21 protein-coding genes are annotated in these 23788 nt (G+C 63.3%); 17 read left to right on the top strand and 4 right to left on the bottom strand.

The window, feature by feature from the left end; translation table 11 throughout:
• The first annotated feature begins 271 nt into the window (after positions 1 to 271).
• Positions 272 to 589: a hypothetical protein gene (locus tag OXF11_21200; GenBank protein MCY4489607.1), complete on the top strand. Its 318-nt coding sequence runs from the start codon at positions 272 to 274 to the stop codon at positions 587 to 589.
• On the top strand, positions 586 to 1530 hold the full coding sequence (locus OXF11_21195; GenBank protein ID MCY4489606.1) for a sulfotransferase family 2 domain-containing protein: 945 nt from the start codon (positions 586 to 588) through the stop codon (positions 1528 to 1530). Before OXF11_21200 ends, OXF11_21195 begins: the two co-directional genes overlap by 4 nt.
• 112 nt (positions 1531 to 1642) lie before the next feature.
• Here OXF11_21195 and OXF11_21190 read toward each other — a convergent pair whose 3' ends face one another.
• The 4 genes from OXF11_21190 to OXF11_21175 all read right to left on the bottom strand — a co-directional run bounded on the left by OXF11_21190 (position 1643) and on the right by OXF11_21175 (position 7947).
• Positions 1643 to 4621 (bottom strand): glycosyltransferase, encoded by a 2979-nt coding sequence (locus OXF11_21190; protein ID MCY4489605.1) that lies wholly within the window; start codon positions 4619 to 4621, stop codon positions 1643 to 1645.
• Positions 4622 to 4787: 166 nt separating this feature from the next.
• Complete coding sequence (gene hflC, locus OXF11_21185; GenBank protein ID MCY4489604.1) at positions 4788 to 5792, bottom strand: protease modulator HflC; 1005 nt, start codon at positions 5790 to 5792, stop codon at positions 4788 to 4790.
• A complete protein-coding gene (gene hflK, locus OXF11_21180) occupies positions 5789 to 6826 on the bottom strand; it encodes an FtsH protease activity modulator HflK (protein MCY4489603.1) in 1038 nt (345 codons plus the stop codon). The genes hflC and hflK overlap by 4 nt, the downstream gene beginning before the upstream one ends.
• 131 nt (positions 6827 to 6957) lie before the next feature.
• Positions 6958 to 7947 (bottom strand): lysophospholipid acyltransferase family protein, encoded by a 990-nt coding sequence (locus OXF11_21175; protein ID MCY4489602.1) that lies wholly within the window; start codon positions 7945 to 7947, stop codon positions 6958 to 6960.
• A gap of 216 nt (positions 7948 to 8163) precedes the next feature.
• Between OXF11_21175 and OXF11_21170 the strand changes: the two genes are divergently transcribed.
• The 15 genes from OXF11_21170 (at position 8164) to OXF11_21100 (ending at position 23705) form a co-directional block, all read left to right on the top strand.
• Positions 8164 to 9138 (top strand): tripartite tricarboxylate transporter substrate binding protein, encoded by a 975-nt coding sequence (locus OXF11_21170; GenBank protein MCY4489601.1) that lies wholly within the window; start codon positions 8164 to 8166, stop codon positions 9136 to 9138.
• Between the two features lie 44 nt (positions 9139 to 9182).
• Complete coding sequence (locus OXF11_21165) at positions 9183 to 10160, top strand: tripartite tricarboxylate transporter substrate binding protein (GenBank protein ID MCY4489600.1); 978 nt, start codon at positions 9183 to 9185, stop codon at positions 10158 to 10160.
• Between the two features lie 164 nt (positions 10161 to 10324).
• Positions 10325 to 10759: a carbon monoxide dehydrogenase subunit G gene (locus tag OXF11_21160; protein ID MCY4489599.1), complete on the top strand. Its 435-nt coding sequence runs from the start codon at positions 10325 to 10327 to the stop codon at positions 10757 to 10759.
• Positions 10760 to 10834: 75 nt separating this feature from the next.
• On the top strand, positions 10835 to 11854 hold the full coding sequence (locus OXF11_21155) for a TRAP transporter substrate-binding protein (protein MCY4489598.1): 1020 nt from the start codon (positions 10835 to 10837) through the stop codon (positions 11852 to 11854).
• Positions 11844 to 12386: a TRAP transporter small permease gene (locus OXF11_21150; protein ID MCY4489597.1), complete on the top strand. Its 543-nt coding sequence runs from the start codon at positions 11844 to 11846 to the stop codon at positions 12384 to 12386. Before OXF11_21155 ends, OXF11_21150 begins: the two co-directional genes overlap by 11 nt.
• A 117-nt stretch (positions 12387 to 12503) precedes the next feature.
• The gene (locus tag OXF11_21145) at positions 12504 to 13778 is read left to right on the top strand and encodes a TRAP transporter large permease (protein ID MCY4489596.1); all 1275 of its coding nucleotides are present in this window, start codon (positions 12504 to 12506) and stop codon (positions 13776 to 13778) included.
• Positions 13779 to 13793: 15 nt separating this feature from the next.
• Positions 13794 to 14651: a glycosyltransferase family A protein gene (locus OXF11_21140; protein ID MCY4489595.1), complete on the top strand. Its 858-nt coding sequence runs from the start codon at positions 13794 to 13796 to the stop codon at positions 14649 to 14651.
• A 206-nt stretch (positions 14652 to 14857) separates the two neighbouring features.
• The gene (locus OXF11_21135) at positions 14858 to 15409 is read left to right on the top strand and encodes a hypothetical protein (protein MCY4489594.1); all 552 of its coding nucleotides are present in this window, start codon (positions 14858 to 14860) and stop codon (positions 15407 to 15409) included.
• Positions 15390 to 16508: a radical SAM protein gene (locus OXF11_21130; protein MCY4489593.1), complete on the top strand. Its 1119-nt coding sequence runs from the start codon at positions 15390 to 15392 to the stop codon at positions 16506 to 16508. Before OXF11_21135 ends, OXF11_21130 begins: the two co-directional genes overlap by 20 nt.
• 78 nt (positions 16509 to 16586) lie before the next feature.
• Positions 16587 to 17621: a hypothetical protein gene (locus OXF11_21125; GenBank protein ID MCY4489592.1), complete on the top strand. Its 1035-nt coding sequence runs from the start codon at positions 16587 to 16589 to the stop codon at positions 17619 to 17621.
• 495 nt (positions 17622 to 18116) lie between these two features.
• Positions 18117 to 19571 (top strand): DEAD/DEAH box helicase, encoded by a 1455-nt coding sequence (locus tag OXF11_21120; protein MCY4489591.1) that lies wholly within the window; start codon positions 18117 to 18119, stop codon positions 19569 to 19571.
• A 1-nt stretch (position 19572) separates the two neighbouring features.
• Positions 19573 to 20007, top strand: a complete 435-nt coding sequence (locus tag OXF11_21115) for a hypothetical protein (protein MCY4489590.1) — start codon at positions 19573 to 19575, stop codon at positions 20005 to 20007.
• A 126-nt stretch (positions 20008 to 20133) separates the two neighbouring features.
• Positions 20134 to 20607, top strand: a complete 474-nt coding sequence (locus tag OXF11_21110) for a hypothetical protein (protein ID MCY4489589.1) — start codon at positions 20134 to 20136, stop codon at positions 20605 to 20607.
• Complete coding sequence (locus OXF11_21105) at positions 20579 to 22192, top strand: radical SAM protein (protein ID MCY4489588.1); 1614 nt, start codon at positions 20579 to 20581, stop codon at positions 22190 to 22192. Before OXF11_21110 ends, OXF11_21105 begins: the two co-directional genes overlap by 29 nt.
• A 37-nt stretch (positions 22193 to 22229) precedes the next feature.
• Entirely contained in the window at positions 22230 to 23705 is a 1476-nt protein-coding gene (locus OXF11_21100) for an ATP-binding protein (GenBank protein MCY4489587.1), read from the top strand.
• The last annotated feature ends 83 nt before the right edge of the window (positions 23706 to 23788 follow it).

The following is a 23788-nucleotide window of genomic DNA, read 5'->3' as shown; positions in this document are numbered from 1 at the left end:
GGCTGGACGTGGAGTTGGGGCCGGGGCTTACGGGGACGCTGTCGGTGCTTCACGTCCAGGGCTCCGGCGACGTGTCGTCCCCGACCGGGGGCGGGGAGATTAGCGCGCGGGGCTTGGGCGGGGCTCTCGGCGTCGGGTGGTTGGGTCCGAGGGGCTACTACTTCCGGGGCCGGGTCTCGGTGCTCGACTATGACGTGGATCTGACCGCGGACAGGCGGCGAAAGCCCGGCACTATCTGGAACGAACGCGCGCGCTGGCGCCCAACCGGCCCGTGTTTCCCCGCCCGTTGCTGCCGCCGGAGCCCCTCGAAGTTCGTCAACTCGACGACGGCCGCCACGAGCTGCGCTGGCAACCGTCCGAGGGCGCGGGCTACCACCAAGTGGCGGAATTGAGGAAAGACGGCGGCCGGCGCGGCATCCTCTACTCCTATGACCCGGGTCAGACGTCGTTCATCACGCCCGGTGGGAAAAGCCCCGGCACCTACCGCTACCGCATCAAGGCGTGCCGGTTTCCGGGACAGTGCAGCGCCGATGCCGACTGGCCGCCGCTCACCGTGACGGACGGTGCGAACCGGGAACGCCCACGATGACGGTCGACGCGTACGACGCCGCACGGTTCTTGAGCAGGGTGCTCGCGCTCACCGGCGCAGGCAGGCTGCTGTCGAGCCGTGACGGTGGCCGCTTCCGGCCGGCTGATGGGATTCGCGCCGTCATCCGGGACCAGGCGCTACGCCCCATGGTGCGCCGGCTGGCGGCGTCGCCGACGGCCGAACACCGGGACATCGCGACGACGCTGGCTGCCGCCATCGAGGCGGAGGATGACGCGGCCGCGCTGGCCCTTGTGTATACGGCCGGATGCCGGCCCGACCTCCGTGCGGAGAAGATGGTGTCGCGCCGGTACGGGTTCCTGTGGATCTGCAACCCCAAGGTGGCGTCGCGAAGCATCATCTCCGCCCTGCGGGTCGTCGATCCCGAAGCCGAGCTGATCCGGGGCCGGACCCTGGACGAGATCCTGACCGCGCGTCCCGAGATCGAGGCCTACACCAGCTTTGCTTTTCTTCGCCACCCCTGCCGGCGCACGTACTCCTTCTACGCGGACAAGTATATGCGGGCGCTCCGGGACCACCGATGGTTCCAATCGGTCCGCTGGTTCCAATGGCTCATCGCGCCCTACTACGGCGTGCGGGTGTCCATGAGCTTCGGCGAGCTGTGCCGGTGGCTGAACACGCCCTGCGGGTCCGATGCCTTCGCGAATCGTCATTGGCTCTCCCAGCACCGGCAGATCCGGTTCGCGGACGGCCGCCTGCCGGACTTCGTCGGCTCCTATGAACGTCTCGACGCCGATTGGCGCACGATTACCGAACGCCTGCGCATGCCGTTCCAAGAGCTGCCCCGGTTGAACGCCCGCCCGGCCGGCATGAACCCCGAAGCGGCTCTGAACGACGACACGGTCGCCTTGCTGCGACAACGGTATGTCGAAGATTTCGAACTCGGCGGCTATACGGACGAACCTCCGGGACGGGGCCGATGAGCCGGTGATTCTTCCGCAGGACGCCTTGTCGGCCCAAAGGCCTTTCCCTCCCCGGCGGCGCTGCTCGCGCACTTGGGCATCTTGACGTAGATGCAGCGGTGGCGGTGCGAGATCATGGCAGCCGTCCTTCGCCGGCCGGCTCGGGCAACGACGGGTGAGGTGCGCCCTCGATCCCGGCGAGTGCCGGATGCCAGCCCGGACGCACGGCTTCCGCCTGGGACAGGAAGTCATCGTCGTCCGTTTTCCAGGTGTGCCGGTCGCCGTGCCGGACCAGCACGTAGCCGGCGTCGTGGGTGCGGTAGACGCCGCCGCCGGTGCGCAGCACGTCGTCGATGAGCGCCTGGTCCACGTGGCGCCGCACCCGGCGCCAGCCGCCCGCGCGCTCGAGGTCCGCCCTGGCGATGAGCATGGCGCCGCCGGTGATGGAGCGGGACCAGGTCTCGCTCCGCACCGGGCGCTGACGGACCGTCCGGTCCGAGCTTGGCAGATAGACGGTCGCGGGGAACTTGCCGACGAGCGCCGCGCCGGAGTACTCGTGCGCGAGCACGAGGTCCCAGACGTGCTCGGCGCCGTACACGTCGTCGTCGTCCATCTTGGCCAGCAGGCTTCCGCTCGCTTCGGCCGTTGCCGCGTTCAACACCGAGCCGAGGGCGTGACGTTCGTCGAGACGGACCACCTTCACCGGATGCGCCAGCCCGGTGAGGTTGCGTTCCACCGCGCCCGGTTCGAAGCCGGGGCCGTGCAGGGCCAGCACCAGTTCCAGACGCGGATAGCGTTGCCGGGCGACGTTCGCCATCGCCCGCGTCAGGAGCGCCGGACGACGGGTCGCGAGCAGGATCGACACCAGGGGCGCCTCCGGCGGATCGGTGAGCGCGGCTTCGCAGACCTGACGGGCGCGGGCGCGTAGGGAATGGTCGCGCAACGCCGCGCGCCGCATGCGGATGCTGAGCGATTCGCGCGCCGCGGGGCCGGCATGGTCGATCCCGGCGGTCATGAGTTCGTGGAGTTCCGCGCCCAGCAGTTCCTCGAGCGCCGGGTCGCGGTCCGCCAGGTGGACGGGCACGCCGCACGCCGCCAGGCGAGCCAGGGTGCCGGCGCGTTCGACCGCGTCGGGGTGGAAGGCGCGCACGTCTTCGAGGTGGTGGCAGTGCCGGAGCGCGTTTCGGTCCGTGGCCGTGACCACGCCATGCGCCCCGATCCCGGGCGGGAGCAGGTGCCGCGGCCCCAGGGCCGCGACGCGGTGCTCCACCTCCCGCACCCAGTCCATTGGATTGTGCTCGGCCGGGTCGAAGGCGGGAACCGACAGCGCGCGCGCCTCGGACAGCAGGACCACCGGCACGTCGAGGCTTACCGCCGCCGCCGCTTCGGCCGGCGTCTCGGCCAGCGCGACGTCCACGTGCCGGCCGTCCAGGCCATGCGTCACCCGCGACGATGCCCGGAACACGGCCCGGGCGCGCCCGCCCAATACGGCGATCCCGGCGCCGAGGGCCGGATCCCCGTGCGCCCGCGCCGGCGTGGCCGGGGCGGACGGCACCGGCAGACTGTCGCGTGCGTGGCGCAGTTGCCAGCGCAACGCCCCGGCCAGCCACGCGAGGAACCGCCACCCGGTGCGAAGCCCTCGCACGTGCCGCGCCTCGGCCCATACCCGGGCCGCGGCGGCGCGCATGCTCCGGCGCTTCCACGGAAGCATACCCCGGCGGCCGATGCGGAGGGCGCGGGCCAAGCCCGGCTCCAGCGCGGTCGCCTTCACGGTCCGTGCGTCACCGTAGTCCGCCGCGGCCCGGCCCGTGCGCCGGGCGCGATGGAGGGCCCACGCCCGGGCGATGGACACGCGCGCGCCGTCCTTCAGGAGGGCGGTTGCGGTCACCGCGTCGCCGAGTGCAACGCACAGTGCCTGGACCAGGCCGCCGCGGAAGACCGCGGCGGCGGGGACGGTGACGTGCAACGGCGAGTTCGGGAATTCATCGAGAGCCGTGCGCTCGGGTGCGACGCATACCCGCGGGTCCGGTCCGAAGTGCTCTTCGAGCCGGGCGAGATCTTCGTGGCTCCGGCCCGGCGGCATCTCGATCCGGACCACCAGGTCGCCGGCCGGATCGGCGAGCAGCGCCTCGGCGACCTCGATCACGCGGCCGGCCGGCGACTCCCCGGCTTCGACCGTGACCACGTGCCCGGGCACCGCGAAGGTCCGGCCCGGCGAGACGTGGCGAAAGCCGGGATTCGCGATCAGATGGGCGATCTTCGCGCCCTGGAGGTCTTGGTCCCGGTCCTTTCTCTCCCGGTTCTCCGCCCAGCGTCCCTGGTGCCAGGCGAAGGCCTCGCGCACCGGCACCAGCAGCCCGCCCCTGGTTTGTACCCGGTAGCCGAACTCGGTGTCCTCCCCTCCGTAGCGGGTGAAGGATTCGTCGCAGCCGCCCACCTCGTGGTAGAAGGCCTTGCCGATGCCGAAGTTGTTGCCGATCACCGCCCGGAACAGGTCGTCGTGTTTCGAGGTCAGGTCGCCGGTGCGGGCCATGTGGCGCTCCGACCAGGGCGGGTCGAAGGGCCGGTCCGCGAACAGGTCTCGGAGCGACCCGGGCCGGTGACGGATCGTCTCCGCGTCGATGCCCGCTGCCGACACGTACGCGCAGAAGCCGAGCGTCAGCGCGTCGGAGACGGCGTGGTGCCAGCGCGCATGGGCCGCGAGCAGCCCCGCTTCCGCGATCACGTCGGCATCGAGAAACACGAGGACGTCGTGCGCCGCGACGCGTGCGCCGGTGTTCCGGGCCCGCGCGAGCCCGAAACCGCGTCTCTCCTGACGCACCACCTTGACGTCGAGGGGTGTTGACGCCGGCGGCGCCAGTGGCGTGCGCGAGCCGTCGTCGACGATGACGACTTCGACGAGGTCCCTGGGGTAGCTCTGCCCTTCGAGCCCGGCCAGGGTCAGCGCCAGGACCTCGGGCGCTTCGTAACAGGGGACGATGACGCTGATCGGAAGGGTGGGCCTGAAGGTCCCGGCGTCCGGCAGATCCACTTGGCGCCAGTCGTTGCCGCGCACCGTCGCCGGTCGCGGGCCGCGGGCGTGGAGATCCTGTGTGATCCCTTGCCGCTTCATCCGCTTCCTCGCTGTTATTGATGACGGGCGGACAATAGCAAAATTTCACCAGACGCTCACCCCGAGGATCGGCGGGCTTGCCGTGTTCGCCGGATACTGGGCGGCCGCGGGGACGGCCGGTCAGCCACTGCGTGAGCTGCTGTTCGCTCTTGGCATGAGCGGGGTGTTAGGGCTTGGCCTCCATAGCCCCGGCCTCCATGGCCCCGGCCTTCATAGCCTCGGCGTCCGTGGCTGTTGCTTCCGTGGCCTTCATGCCGGCGTCCGGGGCGGGCGCGGCAGACGTCGGCGCCGGCAACGCGCCGAGCTGCGCGCTCACCAGGTGCCGAAAGAGCTGCGAATCCTGGGACAGGATGGCCGTGCTCTTCTCCGGCAGGAACTTCTCGTAGGCTTCCAGGCTCCGGGTGAAGCTGTAGAACTCGGGGTCCTGTCCGTAGGAATCGGCGTAGATGGCCGTGGCGGTGCCGTCGCCCTCGCCGCGAAGCGTCTGGCTCTCCCGGTAGGCTTCCGCCAGCAGGATGGTCTTTTCCTTGTCGGTCTGGGCGCGGATCTTCTTGGCCTCCTCCTCGCCCTCGGAGCGGTAGCGCTTGGCGATGCGCTCGCGCTCCGCGCGCATGCGCTCGAACACGCTCTGTTGGACCTCCGAGGGGAGGTCCGCTCGTTTCACCCGGACGTCCACCACGGTGACGCCATATTCACTCTTGGCCTTCTCGGCGGAGCGTTCGGCCACCGCCTCCATGGCGGCTTCCCGCTGGCCCGCGATGATGTCGGCGAAGTTTCGCGACGCCAGCTCCTGCCGCAACTCGGAGAACACGATGTCGTCCAGCAGCAACCGTCCCCGTTGCTCGGTCAGGGCGGTCTTGAAGAACTGGAAAGGATCGCTGATCCGCCACCGCGTCACGTGGTCCACCACCACGCGTTTCTTGTCCAGGGTCAGGTAGTCCCTGGGCTGCGCGTCGCTGGCCAGGATGCGCCGTTCGTACATGGTGACGTCTTCCACCAGCGGGGTCTTCCAGTGAAGCCCGGGCTCCCGCACCGCACGCTTGAACTTTCCGAACTGGGTGATGATGGACTGCTCCCACTCGCCCACCACGAAGAACGGGCGCACGGGCGGGAACAGCAGCACGACCACGACCGCGCCGACGAGGATGCCGGTGATGTAGGACCGGTTCATTGGTTGCCTCCCGTTCCGGGAAAGCCCGGCATGCCCCTGAGGGGCAACAGGGGCACGACGTTCTTGGCCCCCTGGGCGTCCAGGATGATCTTGTCGACGTTGGGGAGCACGCGCTCGATGGCCTCCAGGTACATGCGTTCACGGGTCACCTGGGGGGCCTTGCGATACTCGGTTAGCACCGAGGTGAAGCGCGCTCCGTCACCCGTGGCCTTCAGCGTCCGCTCCTGCTTGTAGGCCTCGGCCGCCTGGAGGATTTCCTGGACTTCGCCTCGGGCCTTGGGGATGAGGTCCTCGCGGTAGCCACGGGCCTGGTTGATGAGCTTCTCTCGGTCCTCGCGCGCCCGCACCACTTCGTCGAAGGCGTCCTTGACCTCGCGCGGGGCCTCGACGGTCTGGAGCTTGACCTCGGTGATCTGAACGCCGGACTGGTAGGTGTCCATCAGCTCTTGCAGGAATACCTGCGTCTCGGTCTGCACCCGGTCACGGCCCACCGTCAGGACCTCTTCGATGGTGGTGTTGCCCACGCGGCTGCGCAGCGCCACCTCGGTGGCCGCCTGCAGCGTGTCCACCGGATCCCGCAGGTTGAACAGGAACTTCTCGGGTTCCTTGATGCGGTACTGGACGGTGAGCTGCGCGCTGACGATGTTCTCGTCGCCCGTCAGCATCAAGGATTCGGCCGGGATGAGACGCACCAGGTTGGGGCGTACCGCGTTGCTGCGAAAGCCCACCTCGAGGCGGCGGATCTCCGCCACGTTGACTTTGCGCAACTCCTCGATGGGCCAAGGGATGTGGTAGTTCAGACCGGCGGTGGCGATGCGCGTCACCTTGCCGAAGCGAGTCACCACTCCTTCCTCGCCGGGCTGAATGGTGTAGACGCCGCTGGCCAGCCAGATGACGGCAATGGCCGCCGCGATAAGGAAGGGCACTCCCGACTTCAGGAAGCCGGGCAAGTTCGGCAGCCGTGACAGCAGGTCTTCCCAGTCAGGTCCGCTCTGCCGCCGCCGGCCCCAAGGGCCCTCGGATCCGCCTTGCATGTATTACTCCTTTTCTGTGTGCCCGCCACTGCTCGTCATGGCGCCTTGCCGACAACGAAAACTCCTCCGCAGATCATGCTGCGAATTAGCCGGACAGGACACTAGTGTGAATCTATCATTGCGCCGTGGGGTCAGGCAACGTCCTTCGGCGCCCGCGGCCGGCTGCGCCGCGGCAGTTTCGCCGTGAGCCAGTACCACTGGTCCGGGTAGCGTCGGACGAGATCCTCCAGAAGCCGCATGATGCGGCCGGTGTTGGCGGCGAGGTCGGCGCTCAGATCTCCGGTCCGTTCCATTTCCATTTCCGGTTCGATGACCAGCCGCAGTCTCCCGGAATAGCTGCGTACGAGGAAGACCGGCAACACCGGGGCGCGCGTGCGCAGCGCAAGGCTCACGACGCCTCGGGCCGTGCGCACGGGCTGGCCGAACAGGGTGGTTTCCAGCTCGCCGCGCTTGAGGTTGTCCGCCAGCATCACGACGGTGCCGTTGTCCCGCAGCACGCCCAGGAGACGCTTGACCGCCTCGCGGCGTGGAAAGGACGGGATGAGTTCGGTGAAAAACGAGCGGCTGTGGTGCAGCACCAGATTCCATAGCCTTTCGTCGTCGAGGACGCGCAGGAGGATGTGGACCGGATACCCGGCCACTCCCATGGCGGCGGTGAGGAGCACGAAGTTGCCCAGATGGAAACTCAACGCGATGGCGCCGCGCCCCTTGGCGAGGGCTGCTTCCAGGTGTTCCTGGCCCTGCACGTCGAGGACGCCGCGCAGCCGCTCGGGGTAGCCCATCTGCACGAGGCAATCGAGGACGTTCTCCGCGATTCGCTGCTGCACGCCCCGCGCCAGACCGCGTTTGGCCGCCAGGGTGTAGGCGTCGCCGAAGGCCGCGTCCATCAGGGCCACGATGCGCCGGCGCGAGACCGCGCACAGGGTCAAACACCTGAGCACTGGAGCGAACAGGCGCATGAAACGGTGCGGCGGCGTCACCCGCATGATCTGTACGAGCAAGCGCCACAGTCCCGCCCACACGCTGTAGACCAGCCAGCGGGTGGTCGAGACGTGGCGGGCGACCGGTTTCGCCTCGGATCGGTCCGCGGGTTGGCTGGCAATGTTGGCCGATGGTGGCAAACCGTTCTCCGAAGGGCTGGAGCCGTCCTCCCCGGGTCGCTTTCCCGGCGCGGGGCTGTTCTTGATACAGCACCAGTAAACGCCGGGAATGTCAAACCAAGGCAGACCGACCGATCGCCGTTGACACGTCACGCGGCCGTATGCTAGCGTCGCGGGCTTCCAAAATCGGGGAAGCTGGCGATTTTCCAGCACATTCACCAATTGTAAGGAGGTTACATGATGCGCCGATACTGTTTGGCCGTTTTCGCGGCGGCGTTTCTCGTTGTGGCCACTGCGCAGGGTTCGATGGCGGCGGCCGATGAGTATCCCAAGAAGACGATCACTTGGCTGATCAATGCTCTACCGGGCGGCGGGTTCGACCTCCACAGCCGGGCGGTCGCCAGGGTCATGAGGAAGAAGCTCGGGGTCAACATCATCGTCCGGAACGTCCCTGGAGCGGGCGGGGTGATTTCGTGGAACCTGCTGTCGGCGGCCAAGCCGGACGGCTACACCATCGGCATCGTCAACCTTCCCGGCGCGGTCATCAGCCAGTTGTTCCGTGAAACCCAATACCGCCTGCGGGAGTTCAGTTGGGTCGGCCGCATTTCCGCGGCACCGTACGTGTGGGCCGTGGGCAAGCAGTACCCGTTCCGTAAGCTCAAGGACTTTCAACAGGCGGACGAGGTGCTGATTCCGAACTCCGGGGTGGGCTCCACGGCCTGGGTCAACGCGGTCTTGACCTCGGCCACCATGAAGTTCAAGTCGCGCCTCATATCCGGTTACGGCGGAGCGCCCGCTGCTACCCTGGGCGTGGTCAAGGGCGAGGGGCACGCCCGGCCCTTGGGTCTGGATTCGCCGGGCCAGATGGCTTACGTGAAGGACGGTTCGCTGGTGCCGACCTGGGTCTACCTGAAGAAGCGCGACCCCAACTACCCGGACGTGCCCACCGTGGGCGAGATCGGGTTCCCCCAGTTGAGCGTGCTGGCGGCTAACCGCGTGGTGGCCGCGCCGCCGAAAATGCCCAAGGACCGTATGGCGGTGCTGATCAAGGCTTTTCGCGCCGCTCTCGAGGATCCCGAGACCGAAAAGGCGTTCAAGAGCATGAAGGCCAAGACCGCGCCCATTTACGGCGACAAATGGCTGCCCGAAATGGAGACCATGTTCGAGTTGATCCAGGCCAACGCGGAGATTTTCAAGAAGGCTCTCAAGTAAATTTGTAGACAATCCGTATGTTCCGGAGATGCAGGAGGTAAACGATGATGCGCCGATACTGTTTGGCGGTTTTCGCGGCGGTTTTGCTCGTCTTGGCGGCCGTGCAGGGCTCCTTGGCGGCCGATGGTGACAAGTATCCCAACAAGACCATCACCTGGCTGATCAATGCTCTTCCAGGAGGCGGGTTCGACCTGCACAGCCGGGCGGTGGCCCGTGTGATGAGGAAGAAGCTCGGGGTCAACATTATCATCAGAAACGTGCCGGGGGCGGGGGGAATCATTTCGTGGAACCTGCTGGCGAATTCCAAGCCGGACGGGTACACCATCGGCATCGTCAACCTGCCGGGCGCTATCGTCAGCCAGTTGTTCAAAGAGACGCATTACAAGCTCAGGGAGTTCAGTTGGATCGGCCGTATTTCCGCGGGCCAGTACGTGTGGGCGGCGGGAAAACAATACAATCTCCGAACGCTCGAGGATTTTCAGAAAGCCAAGGAAGTGCTGATTACCGAGTCGGGTTACGGCACCACCGGCTGGGTCACTGCCGCGCTGACGGCCGCGACCATGAAGTTCAAGCCCAAATTCATCATGGGCTACGGCGGCGCTCCGGCCTCGAACATGGCGATCGTTCGCGGCGAGGGGAACGCCCGCGGCCTGGGGCTGGACTCTCCGGGCCAGATGGCCTTCGTCACGGACGGATCGCTGGTCCCCACCTGGGTTTATCTCGAAAAGCGCGACCCCCGGCACCCGGACGTGCCCACCGTGGGCGAACTCGGGTTCCCCCAACTGAGCGTGCTGGCGGCCAGCCGGGTGGTGGCCGCGCCGCCGAAAATGCCCAAGGACCGTATGGCGGTCCTCATCAAGGCGTTCCGTGAGTCTATCGAGGACCCCGAAACCCAGGCGGCGTTCAAGGGCATGAAAGCCAAGACGCTGCCCGTCTACGGCGACGACTGGCTGCCCGTGATGCAGACCCAGTTCGAATTGATCCAAGCCAACGCGGAGGTCTTCAAGAAGGCTCTCAAATAGCGCGTGGACCCTCAGGCACGTGCGCCCGCTCCGGTCTCGCCGTCCTGCGCGGCCGTCCGGGCTCTTGAAGCGGAAAGGGGCGAGTCTTTTGGAGGCTCGCCCCTTTTTCGCCTTCATGCAAATGCTGTTATGATGGCCGGTTCAAGTTTATCAAGGAGGAGTGCATGAAGATCGAAGGCAGCTATCAATTCAACGCGCCGCGCGCGCGCATCTGGGAGATTTTGCAGGACCCCAAGGTCATGGCTCAGTGCATGCCCGGCTGTGAGGGCATGGAGGAGGTCGCCCCGGACGAGTACGAGGCTACGGTCAAGGTCGGCATCGCCGCGGTGAAGGGTACCTACAAGGCCAAGGTGGCCATCAAGGACCGGCAGGCTCCGAGCCATTACGTGTTGAGCGGCTCGGGCTCCGGTGGCCCGGGTTTCATGCAGGGGGACCTGGTCATCGACCTGGAGGAGAACGGCGACGCGGGCACCACGTTGCGTTACAGCACGGATGCCAAGATTGGCGGCCTCATCGCCGGGGTGGGCCAGCGCATGCTCGGGGGCGTGGGCAAGATGATGGTGAACCAGTTCTTCAAGAAGATGGAGGGTTTCGTCTAGGGCCGCGGCTTGTCGCTCGCCGGGAACTGTGATGTAATCGCGACCCATTTCGGAAGGCCGCTCACAGGGAGGTCGATGATGTTGAACCTGCGTCTGAGTCTCTCTTGCCTGGTCGTGATATTCACGGCTTGCCTGCTGGTTTCCGCGCCCATCGCCGCGCAACCGGTCACCATGAAGATCGGGCACGCGACCACCAAGGGCGCGTACGACAACTGGGCCGACACCTTCAAGGCCGGCCTCGCCAAGCGGGTCGGGGACCGCATCAAGGTCGAGGTCTATCCGCTGAGCCAACTCGGGGCGATACCGGCCATGGTGCAGGGCGTCCAGCTCGGCACCATCGAGATGGTGATGACGCCGCCGGCGTTCCTGTCCGGGGTGGAACCGCGCTTCGCGGTGCTGTCGGCGCCCGGCATATTCCGCGATCTCATGCATGGCTTCCGCACCGTGCACGATCCGGCGTTCAAGAAGGCGTTCTGGCCCATCGGCGATGCCAAGGGCCTCAAGCTCGTCAGCATGACCTGCGACGCGCCCACGGACTACGCCACCTCCACGCCGATCCGCAAGCTCTCGGACTTCAAGGGCCGCAAGCTCCGGGTTTTCGGCAGCAAGCTTGAGATCGAAACCCTGCGCCGTCTCGGTGGCGCGGGCGTGCCCATGCCGCTCTCCGAGGTGGTGCCCGCGATACAGCAGAAGACCATCGACGGCAACAAGGCGGGCATCACCATCTTCGTGCCCTTCAAGTACCAGCGCATCGCCAAGTACGTGCTGAAGCCGGGGGAGGGGCTGATCTGCAGCGGCCGCTTCGTGAGCAAGGTGTGGTTCGACAAACTGGCTTCCGACCTCCAGAAGGCGATCCTGGATCAGGCGCTGGCCACGGATCCGCTCAACCAGGAGTGGACCCTCGGGTTCGTCGACCGGATGTACAAGATCTGGGTCAAGGCCGGCGGCGAGTTGGCGGAGTTGTCACCCGAGGACCAGGCGGAGTTGCGGCGGCGGCTTTCCACCGTGGGTGACGACGTGCTCAAGGACCGCCCGGCGGTGCTGGAGGCCTACCGCGTCATGAAGGAGGCGGCCGAGCGGACGCGTGGCGGTTGACCAATCGGTGACGGGGCCCCTGCGCTTCGTCATCGTGACGGTGCCCAAGGCGATCGTCGGCACGCTGATCCTCGCCGGTATCGCCGTCAACTTCGGCAACGTCATCGGGCGGTACGTCTTCCTCCAGCCCATCATCTGGGCCGACGAGGCCATGGTCTACATCATGGTCTGGACGGTGTTCATGGGCGCCGTTCTCGTCTCCCTCGATGGAACGCACCTGAAGATGGACTTCTTCTCCATCCTGCTGCCCTCGCCCTGGAAGGAGATCATCAACGGCATCGCCGCGGTTTCGTTCCTCGCCGTGTGTGTCTTCGTCATTCCCCAGACCTGGACCGTGGTGAAGCTCGTGTGGAACTTCGGCCAGCGCAGCGTCGTCGCCGAGATTCCCATGGTGATACCGCACTCCGCCCTGCTCTTGGGCTTCGTGCTCATGTTCCTGGCGGTGGTGGTGCGCTTCCGTTCGTACGTGAAGGGACAGTTTGCCGGCGAGGTCGTGGAGCGATACGGCGGCAGCGAGACCGATGACCTGTAGGGGCGACCGGCGGTCGCCCCTCGGGGCCGGCACCACGCGAGGACGCGCGACGCAGCGGCCGGCAAGGCCCCATCGTGTGAAAGGGTCCGACCGGAGACTCGGCGAGGGGATGTTCTCGTGGAATGGGTGATGGCCGTCGTGCCGGTGGTCCTGCTGCTGCTGGGATTCCCGATCTTCGTCATCCTGCTGGCCACTTCCGCCATCGTGCTGCTGCTGTTCGCGCCGGTTCCGCCCATGGCGGTGCACATCAACATGTTCGGCAGCGTCGACAAGTTCGCTCTCATGGCGGTGCCGTTCTTCATCTTCGCCGGCGACCTGATGGGCCGGGGCGGCATCTCCCGGCGCATCGTCGCCTGGGTCCTCGCCGCCATCGGCGGCGTCCGCGGCAGCCTGGCGCTGACCGCGGTGGGCACCTGCACCGTGTTCGGCGCCATTTCCGGTTCCAGCCCCGCCACCGTGGCCGCGGTCGGGCGGCTGCTCTACCGGCCGCTGCGGGACGCCGGCTACGACGAGAAGTTCTCCACCGGCCTGCTGACGTCATCAGGCTCCATCGCCATCGTCATACCGCCGTCCATCGGCATGATCCTCTACGGCGTGTCGGCGCAGGAGTCGGTGGTGCTGCTGTTCGTGGCCGGCATCGTTCCCGGCCTGATCATGGCGCTGCTGATGGCCGCCTACATCTACGCGTTCGCCGTGAGGCACGGCATCCGCGAAGCCTCGGGGTTTTCCTTCCGGGAGTTCCTGTCGGCCACCAGAGATGGCGTGTGGGCCCTGGGCATGCCCGTCATCATCCTCGGCGGCATCTACGCGGGCGTCTTCTCTCCCACCGAGGCGGCCGGCATCGCCTGCGTCTACGCCATCGTGGTGACGCGTTTCGTCTACGGCGACATCGGCTGGAAGGGGATCTGGGACGTATCGGTCAACTCCATGTACCTGACGGCCCAGGTGCTGATCATCGTGGCCGCGGCCGGGGTCTTTTCGCAGCTTCTGACCATCAGCGGGGCGCCGCAGAGCATGGTCGCGATGATCCGGGACATGGATCTTCCGCCGTGGATGGCGCTCCTGGCCATCAACGTCTTCCTGTTGTTCGTGGGCTGCCTGCTCGATCCCGCCTCCGCGATCCTGGTGCTCACGCCGCTGCTCGCGCCCATCGCCGTCGCCATCGGCGTGGACCTGGTCCACTTCGGTATCATCATGACCGTGAACCTGGCCGTCGGCATGTTCACGCCGCCCTTCGGACTCAACATCTTCGTCACCCAGGCACTGTTCAAGGCGCCGCTGAAGAGCCTCTACCCGGGGCTCGTGCCGTTCATCGTCATCAACGTGGCGGCGCTGTTGATCATCACCTACATTCCCGAGCTGTCGCTGTTCCTGACCCGTTACCTGGGCTGAATTTCCCGATACCCCATGGCCAAGGATTCCGGTTTGCCGGTCAGCGTCATCATCCCCACCTACAACCGTTGGCCCCTGGTCGGCGAGGCCATCGACTCGGTGCTGGCGCAGACCACGAGCGAGTACGAGCTGATCGTGGTGGACGACGGGTCCACGGACGAGACCCCCGGCCGGCTGCGGGGCTACGGCGAAAAGCTCACCGTGCTAAGCCAGAGCCGCCGCGGCGTGGCCGCCGCCCGGAACCTGGGAGCCACCCACGCCTCCGGCCGGTATCTCGCCTTCCTGGACTCCGACGATATCTGGCACCCTCGGAAGCTTGAGCGCCAAGTCGCCTTCATGGAATCCAGCCCGGAGGTGGAGATCTGCCAGACCGAAGAGATCTGGATACGCAACGGCGTGCGCGTGAACCCGAGGAACAAGCACCGCAAGCCCTCCGGCGACATCTTCCGCGCCAGCCTCGAACTCTGCCTGGTGAGCCCTTCGGCGGTGATGATGCGGCGGGACCTGTTCGAGCGGGTGGAGGGCTTCGACGAGTCGCTTCCGGTGTGCGAGGACTACGACCTGTGGCTGCGCATCGCCAAGGACATCGAGATTCCGCTGATCCCCGAGGCGCTGGTGACCAAGCGGGGAGGACACGCGGATCAGCTCTCCCGCTCCACCTGGGGACTCGACCGCTTCCGCGTCCAGTCCATTGCCAAACTCGTCGAGGCGTGTCTGGACGAGGAGAAGACCGAATGGGCCTTGGAGGCCATGGCGAAAAAGGTTACGATTCTCGCTCGGGGGTTCCGCAAGCGTGGCCACGAAGCCATGGCGCGCGAATATGAGGAGCGGCTGCGCCAGGCATCAGGCCGCGTCAAGACACTACTTGGCTAAGGATCGACACCAACGCCCCGAACCGTCATTCCCGCGGAGCTGGCTGTGTCGATACTCATGAGGCAACTACGTAACGGAACGTCATTCCCGCGGAAGCGGGAATCCAGGGGTGGGGAGGGGTCAATAGGCCGTGTTTCCCCGCCGCGCCCCGCCTGGATTCCCGCTTCCGCGCGAATGACGTATCCGGGGTTGGAGAAATGAGCGAGATGGCACTGCCCGAAGAAGTCACGAGCTACGCCCGTGAGCGCGGTATCCACGCCCAGGGCGTCGAGCGCTGGCTGGCGCTGGGCGAGGAAGACCAGCGGGCGCTCCTCGAGCTCGCGCGCGGCCTACGGCTCGGCGGCAACCACTTCAACGATTTCCTGGACTGGTGCGTGGAAATATCGTTGCGCGACGGCTGTTCCATCGCCGCCATCATGGACCGCAAGGAACTCGCGCCGACCCTGTCCGACGGCCGCATGGGCCGCAACGACAGGCTCAAGCACGCCAAGGAAGCGCTCCGGCGGCTGCGCTATCCGCGCCTCACCCGCATCGAGGACGAGGTCCGCGCCCGGCTCCGCGGCCTCAAGCTCGACCCGCGCATCCGCATCACCGTGGCGCAGGGACTCGAAGGAGGCCTCACGGTGGAGCTGCAGGCCGGCAGCGCGGAGGCGCTGGGCCGTTTGGCCCGTGAAGTGGAGTCCCTGGCCGATAACGATTCCACCAGAGAGGTATTCGCGCTCATGGAAGGGAAAGAAGTTGCAGCCGTATCGGCCTGACAGGGTCATCGTGGAGAGCGGCGCCGAAGGGTCGGCGATCTTCGACAACCTGCGGAGCGCCCTGCCCGACGTGCCCTTCGTGACCGTGCCGGACCCCCAGCGCTACTGGGCCGAGCGCGACGGCGCCGCCGACCCCATCTCCCGGGGCAAGCGCGACCTGCTGCTCATGCGCCACAAGGGCAGGTTCCTCAAGGCCTGTCCGGGCAGCGACGGCCAAGTGTGCTGCAACTACTTCATCATCAATTTCGCCAGCAACTGCCCCATGGACTGCAGCTACTGCTACCTGCAGGACTACCTCGCCGAGAACCCGGCCCTCAAGGTGTTCAGCAACGTCGACGACCTCCTCACGGAGACCCGGGACCTGCTGGCGAAGCACCGGGGCTTCCTCTTCCGCATCGGCACAGGCGAGATCACCGACAGCCTGGCGCTGGAGCCCCTCATCGGCTTCGCCGCCGCCACCGTGCCGTTCTTCGCCGAGCAGCCCAACGCGCTGCTGGAGCTCAAGACCAAGAGCAGCCACGTCGACAGCCTGCTCGGTCTCGACCCGAAGGAGCGGGTGGTGGTCTCCTGGTCCATGAACCCCCAGGCCGTCATCGACGCCGACGAGGACCTCACCGCCTCGCTCGAAGAACGCCTGGACGCCGCCTACCGCTGCCAGCAGGCCGGCTACAAGCTCGGCTTCCACTTCGACCCCATGGTGGAATACCCCGGATGGGAAGAAGACTACCGCGACCTGCTGCACCAAATCTTCACCCGCCTGGACCACCGGCGCATGGCCTGGACCAGCATGGGCGTCCTGCGCACCACCCCGTCGCTCAAGCGCGTCATGCGCCAGCGCTTCCCCGCCACCCGCATCCTCTCCGGCGAGCAGGTCCCGTGCCCCGACGGCAAGATGCGCTACTTCCAGCCCCTGCGCGTCGCCATGTACCGCAAGATGCGCCAATGGATCCGCGAGGCCGCCCCGCTGGTGCCCATCTACCTCTGCATGGAGACACGCGAAGTGTGGGACCAGGTGTTCGGCTACTTCCCGAGCTGCGGCAAGGAGTTGGGAAACGAGTTGGTGGGGGCGGAAACCGTAAATGGTGATGCCAGAGGCTAATTGCGGGAGTCATAGGCGAGAGTGGCTGTTGTCAATCATTACTCGGTTGGGGTATGCCGGCCGTCTCTTGGAGAGAAAATGGAAGAGAACTATCAGTTGTTGCCGATCGATAAAATTTCATTCGACACGGAGAATCCTCGAATACGGATGGCATTGCAAAAATACGGACACCAGTTGAACGCTGAGCGCATTCATTTCGCCCTGCGATCCGCTACGGACGGCGACAGGGGCGCCTCCTCTTACACACACCTCAGGGATTCGATCCTTGCTAAACCCGGAATAACCGTGCCCGTCACCGTCACAATGACCGGTGGCGACTTTGTATGTATCGACGGGAACACTCGACTAGCCATCTACAAGCAGCTTCAGAAAGAGGGAGTAGACGGTCCTTGGGCGACGATTAAGGCAATAGTGTTGGAAAACGCGGATCAGCGTGATGTCGAAACTGTGCGCGTCTCCGCTCATTTGGTGGGAGCCCGAGAGTGGCCCGCCTACGAAAAGGCCCGCTATCTCCATTATTTGCGCAATCAGAAGTTCATGGACTACAGCGAGATGATCGCCCTCTGTGGAGGCAACAAGGTCGATATCGAGCGACAGATGTACGCATACCAGGACATGAACGAGTACTACCGGGACGTAGTCGACGACACAGCTTTCCACATCGACCGGTTTAGCGGATTCGTGGAGCTCCAAAAACGCGGGGTCAAGGAAGCAATCTACGCCGCTAACTTGGACCTAAAGGATTTTGGAGAATGGATTCGGGACGGGAAAATATACCGCTTGGCTGATGTCCGTTCGTTGCCTAAGGTCCTTCGAAACGATGAGGCGCGAGAGATATTCCTGTCCGGCGGGCCCAGGTCTATCGAGGCTGCGATGGCTGCGATCGATCGACAGTCAGAGCAAGCCGACAAAGGAGCCACCGGCGCGACCACCCTGGACGCCGCGTCCGTATTCCAGTTGGCAGAGGTCCTGACGCGGCGCATCAACGATATGCCGTATTCGGAAGTGAGGGCGCTACGGAACAAAGAACGCGAAGAAGCGGAAGACCAGGTCCGGTGTCTCGAAGACCTAGCGGAACGCGTACGAGCCTTGATCGAAGATGTCTCAGAGTGAACTTCATCGAAATCTGGTCGTCCGGGTCACGGAGGCGCTGGAGGTGCGGTATCCCGAAATATCTATAGTGACGGATCTCCAGAATCGGCCGGGAGACCCAATACCGCCACTGATTGGCGGGTATCGACCGGACGTGTATGGCACGAAGACCATTCCCGAATTGGAGGTGATTGCGGATGCTAAGACTGATAGAGACGTGGACAGAAAGCACACACACGACCAATTGGAGGCGTTTGTTGACTACTTGGAGGGAAGTCTCAGGGGAGTAGTCGTTTTGGCAGTGACGGGCTGTACGGCGGACCTTGCTAAGACGGTGTTGTGGTTTACACATCGTCGCGCAGGGCCGTTGCGTACAAACTTTGAAGTTTTTGATGGTTGCGACTTTTGGACCCTTGATTCGAAAGGGAATGTCCGGTGGCGTTTAGGTTAAGAAGACCCCCAAAGCTGGTAGGAAAACATCAAGCCTATCCGTACCAATTGGACGCGGTGAGGGCGGTGGAGAACCTGCCCTATGCTGCAATTTTTCACGAACAGGGTCTTGGAAAGACAAAGATTGCGGTCGATTTGATGTTGCGTTGGTTGTCGGACGATGTGGTGGATACGGTATTCGTAATTACCAAGAAAACACTGGTTCGTAACTGGGCCAATGAAATCAGCAATCACACGTACGTTACGCCACGAGCCTTGACCGGAAATCGACGGGAGAACAGTATTGCTCTGAACTCCCCGGTCCTGATCTACCTTCTCAACTATGAAGTGATTTCCGCGAATGTCGATTTGATTCGCGAGTTTCTAGGGACGTGTCGGGTGGCGGGGATATTGGATGAAAGTCAAAAGATCAAAAACCCCGAGGCCCGCATTTCGGTGTGCCTTCACTCAATCGCGGAGCGGTTCGTGCGTCGGGTGATCATGACCGGGACGCCAGTGGCAAACCGGCCTTTCGATATCTGGTCGCAGGTACGCTTTTTGGATGCAGGTAGGGCGCTTGGCAGCTCGTTCGAAACCTTCAGAGCAGAGTTGGACCTACCGAGTCGAGGTGCTCATCAACGCGGAACTATGTCGGAGCGCGATCGAGGTGACGGCGGGGGAGCGGAGTCTTATGGCGGCAGACTGTCGAGGGTGATGGAGAGGATACGAAACTTCACGGTACGGGAAACAAAGGAGACAGCCGGCCTCGCCCTTCCGGACAAGACCATACGAACCGTGTCTGTCGACCTAGCGCCGCACCAATCGGTCATTTACGCGTCGTATCGCGATGCCTTGATGTATGAAATCCGGGGGAGAGACGGGTTAACTACGGACGACGCGGAGAACCTTCTCAAGCGACTGTTGCGCTTGGTACAGTGTGCATCCAACCCGGGACTGGTGGACGACGGGTACGAGGAAGAGCCGGCTAAGTTGTCACGTCTCTTGCAGTTGGCCGAGGAAGTAGACCTCCGGGTTCACAAGGCGATTGTCTGGACGTGTTTCGTAGAGAACGTCGAATGGCTGAGCGCGCAATTGTTGGAACTGCGGCCAGCCAAGGTGCACGGGGGAATGACTGTCGATGAGAGAAATAGATCAATTGATCGATTCTCCGCGGACAATACCTGCCGGGTCTTGGTCGCGACGCCCGGCGCGGCGAAAGAGGGGTTGACGTTGACCGCGGCGAATCACGCGGTCTTCTACGATCGAGGGTTCAGTTTGGATGATTACCTGCAGGCTCAGGATCGCATCCACCGAATCTCGCAAAGGGTTGACTGTTTTGTGCATAACTTGATTGCGCGAAACACAATTGATGAGTGGATCGATCAGCTGTTGCACGCCAAATATGAGGCCGCGCGGGTGACGCAGGGAGACATATCATCGGAGGAGTTTGATACGTCGATCATCTTTGACCTGCCCGATCAATTGCTTAAGGTTCTGTCACCCGCACCTAGTGAAAACGACTCCAAACGAGAGGTTGTATAGTATGGACCAGAAACACGTCACGATCCTGGGGGAAGCGGTCCCTGTCGCGAGTGGGGAGGTGGACATCTATAAGCTGAAATTTCTTCGCGACAATCCTAGGGTATACGCGTGTACCCACGGAGAGCCAGGGTTCGAGGACCGAACGGAGGAGGAACAACAGGAGTTGATTCTTGAACGCTTGCGCGAAGAACCTAGTGTGAGGAACCTGGTGCCCGATGTAAAGCGACACGGCGGACTAATTGAACCGATTTTTGTTCGCAACGACACCATGGAGGTAATTGAGGGCAATTCGCGCTTGGCGGTCTACCGACTTCTGGACCAACGGAACGAAGAGGGGGAGTGGGGGCGAGTCCAATGCGAACTAGTGAGTAGTCTGACAGAGGATCAGCAAGCGGCTTTTCTCAACCAGGTTCACGTCAAGGGGAAGACAAAGTAGTCCGCTTACGAGAAGGCGAATTTCGCATACGTCCGGCGGGAGCGAGGATGGAAGCTTGACAAGATAGCGACCGTGTTTGGAGAGTCGGTGGGGACGATTCGGACCCGGACGCGAGTCATTGAGCTGATGAAGGAGAATTTGGACAACCAACGCGACCATTTCAGTTATTACGACGTCTTGGTTCGAAAAGGAACGATCGACGAGGTGATGAAGAAGGACAAAGGGCTGCGAGCGTGTTTGTTGCGCACCATAAGGGAGTTCGGTTCGAAGGAGGAGAACAACGACTTCACGGCACAGGAACTTCGTGCGAAACTGCCCGTGGTGGTACGGAAGCCGAAAGTGCTCAGACGTTTTGTCGCCGGGAAGGTCGATTTGGACGACGCGTACCGCGCGGCGAAGATCAGTGAAGTAGAAGAGAGGCTCAAACAGGCGTGCACTGTCCTAGACGACGTTTCCGGTAGGGACGTTAGTGAGCTTGACGTAGGCCGCTTCAACGCGGTGAGACAAGCGTTCCGGAAATTAGCGAAACAGGTCGACCGTGTCGCAAACATCATCAAACAAGCTGAGACTGATGGCGAAGAAAAACGTGCTGCTGGTTGAACCGGCTTACCCGAATAAGTATCCGCCGTTGGGCCTGATGAAGTTGGCGGCGTACCACGGTCCGCGGGGCCGCGGAGACGTAGTGCGCTTCATCAAGGGGCCATCGCCGGCCGTGTTGGAAGACGTGTGGGACCGCGTTTATGTCGGTACGCTTTTCAGTTTTGAATGGGAGAGAACGGCGAGTGCGATTGACTTCGCGCTGAGGGCGGCCGGAAGTCAACCCGAACGGGTGTTTGTGGGTGGGATCGCGGCCTCGTTGATGTACGAGGAATTTCTGAAGGAGCCACGCTGGGCGGGGGTGCGGTTTATAAAGGGCTTGCTCGACGGAGCGCCCTCAACGGCGTTGAGGTTGTCGGAGGAGAATCACGATTTCGGGTTTGGCGATGTGGAGAGCGAACCGATCGAGGAACGGGTTCCGGATTACGATATCTTGGGACACGTTGCGTACAAATATCCGGTGGTTGACGCGTACTTCGGTTACGCCTCGCGAGGCTGTGTCCGGCGATGCGCCTTCTGCGGTGTGCCCAAACTCGAAGGAGGACAGCGTGAGATGCCACCGCTGTCGAGACTCGTAGGGGAAGTGGATAGGCTGTACGGGCCGCGGAAAGACTTGGTCCTCATGGACAACAACCTCACCGCGTCCGGCCGGTTCAAGGAGATCATCGCGGAAATTCGTGACTTGGGTTTCACTCCGGGCGCTACGATCCGGCGCGACGGGGGTCGTCCCGTGAAACGGCGCGTCGATTTCAATCAGGGTGTGGATGCCCGGATTCTGGCGAAATCCCCGATGTTCCTGCGGGAGATATCAACGATCGCAATCAGCCCGTTACGTATTGCCTTCGATCATCTTGGTGTTCGGAAAGTCTATGAAACCTCTATCCGAATGGCGGCGGACAATGGAATCACCTCGTTGTCAAATTACATGCTCTACAACTTCAAGGATACGCCCCGAGACCTCTACGACAGAATGCGACTCAACATAGCCCTCAATGAAGAGCTCGGGATCCGTATTTGGTCCTTCCCCATGCGTTATCAACCAGTTACCCTAAAGGACCGATCGCACGTCGGTGAACACTGGAATCGGTATTACCTGCGGTCATTTCAGATCATGCTCCAAGCGACCGGGGGCATTGTCAGCGGCAATCCGTCCTTTTTTGCTAAAGCGTACGGGGAGAATGCCGAAGCGTTTGAAAGGCTGTTAGCTCTTCCGCACGCGTTCATTTTCCACAGGGACTACTATGAGCGAGGGGACGGGCGACCGGTTTTCGAGGAGTACCGGCGTCTCCGGAAGCGCCTCTCCCACCGCCAAGAAGAAGAACTATACGGGCTACTGGCGGGACCGTCCGGAACGGTGGGGGGGCGATCGGGCTACTACCGAGATCTTGCGAAAGATCCTTCCGTCGACCGCCGCATTCGGGACGTCGTCGAGTTCCATGCGCTAGCGGCGAGGGAGGACGCTAAGCTTGATGGCGCTCGAATCCTGAGCCGACTCCCATCTGATGCTGATTTTGTCATACCGAAGGACGACGAGCTGGTAGAGGACGCCGGCCTCTTTGATCACGGGGATGGAAGGGATTCACGGTAGAGCGAGGAACGCATAGCCCGATGGTGGGAAGAAAAACATGATAGACCCGAGAGGCAGGGAGGTGTTGGTTGGTACCGGGATCCTGGATTTAGTTACGTTCGGGATGTATGGTAATCCCTTGGCGATTTATAGGGAATATGTTCAAAACGCGGCCGATTCAGTAGAAGCGGGCAACGTCGCTGACGGGCGGGTGGAAATTGACATCGATGTTGAGGGCCTACGCGTGACCGTTCGGGACAACGGGCCAGGATTGTCGCATGACATGGCGGTCAATGCATTACTCCCGATTGGGGACAGTGAAAAACGGCGGGCTACCGACCGAGGTTTCCGTGGGATCGGACGCTTGTGTGGTTTGGCATTTGCTGAAACGGTTACATTTGTGACGCGCGAAGGCGGTGGACGACCACCTACGCGGGTCGTGTGGGATGGAACAAAACTGCGTGCTCAACGCGGCGCGGCAGGCGGTTCGGAAGATGTTATCCGGAACTGCACGGCAGTCGACGTGTGTTCCGGGCAAGATTATCCACCGAACTTTTTCGAGGTGCAGATAGCGGGTATTGGGCGTCACGCCGCGGGGTTGATATTAAATCGAAACGCGGTCAGGAAGTACATTAGTGAAGTATGCCCCGTGCCGATGTCCTCATCGTTCCCTTACGCTGCTAAGATTCGTAACCTCTTTCAGGAAACCAGGAAGCCGCTGGTGTTAGACGTGGCGGTTGACAAGGAAGGCAGCGACGTCAGGCGGCTGGACGGCGCCACCATTCGATTCTCTTCCGCGCGCCAAGACGAGTTCAGGGAGTTCCAAGGGTTTCGGGTCCCGTCGGTGGATACTGAGGACACGGCGGCTATAGGATGGGTCGCACATTCGTCGTATCTGGGGGCGCTACCGAAGGAGATTGGGATCAGAGGGTTGCGTGCCCGCGTAGGAAATATTCAAGTCGGTGACGAGTCTGTGTTCGACAGCGTCTTTCCAGAGGAGCGTTTTAATAGGTGGTGTGTGGGTGAGGTTCATATCGTGGACTCAAGAATCGTTCCTAACGCGCGGCGTGATTACTTTGAGCCCGGGCCCCATGTTAGGAACCTGGAGAACCACTTGGGAAGGATCGCGCGGGAGATTGCTTCGCGGTGTCGGAAGGCGTCAACGGTGCGCCACGAGGATCGTCGGTTTCAATCCATGATAGCACAATTGGAAGAGACGTACGAACTTGTATGTTCTGGTTACTTGGCTCGACGAGACGCTGGCCGGTTGGCTGATCTAGCGTCGGAACGGCTCGCGGAACTTCGGGTGGAGTTGAGAGAGAGCGGCGGAGACGGCAAGAACAGTCTGGGGAGACTCAATGCGTTGGAGATGAGACTGCGGAGTTTCGACGCACCATGCGAATCGGAGCGATTTCGAGACGTGGCGGTGTCGGATGCGTTGGTATATCAGCGGGTGTTCAGCATCTTGACGGAAATTTGCCCCTCGCCGCGTGTTGCAAGGGAGATGATTGCGGCAGTGTTGGCGAGGGTCTAAGTGGTGGAGACGGTGGCAACCGTGGTGCGGTCTCGGTCTTTTGATGAGTTGTTCTGAGGAATACGGGAAATTGCAACTCGTCC

It is taken from the genome of Deltaproteobacteria bacterium (assembly GCA_026712905.1).
Taxonomy (GTDB): Bacteria; Desulfobacterota; Binatia; order UBA9968; family JAJDTQ01; genus JAJDTQ01.
The sequence above is the reverse complement of the archived record's forward strand: the minus strand, read 5'-3'. Positions and strand labels throughout refer to the sequence as shown.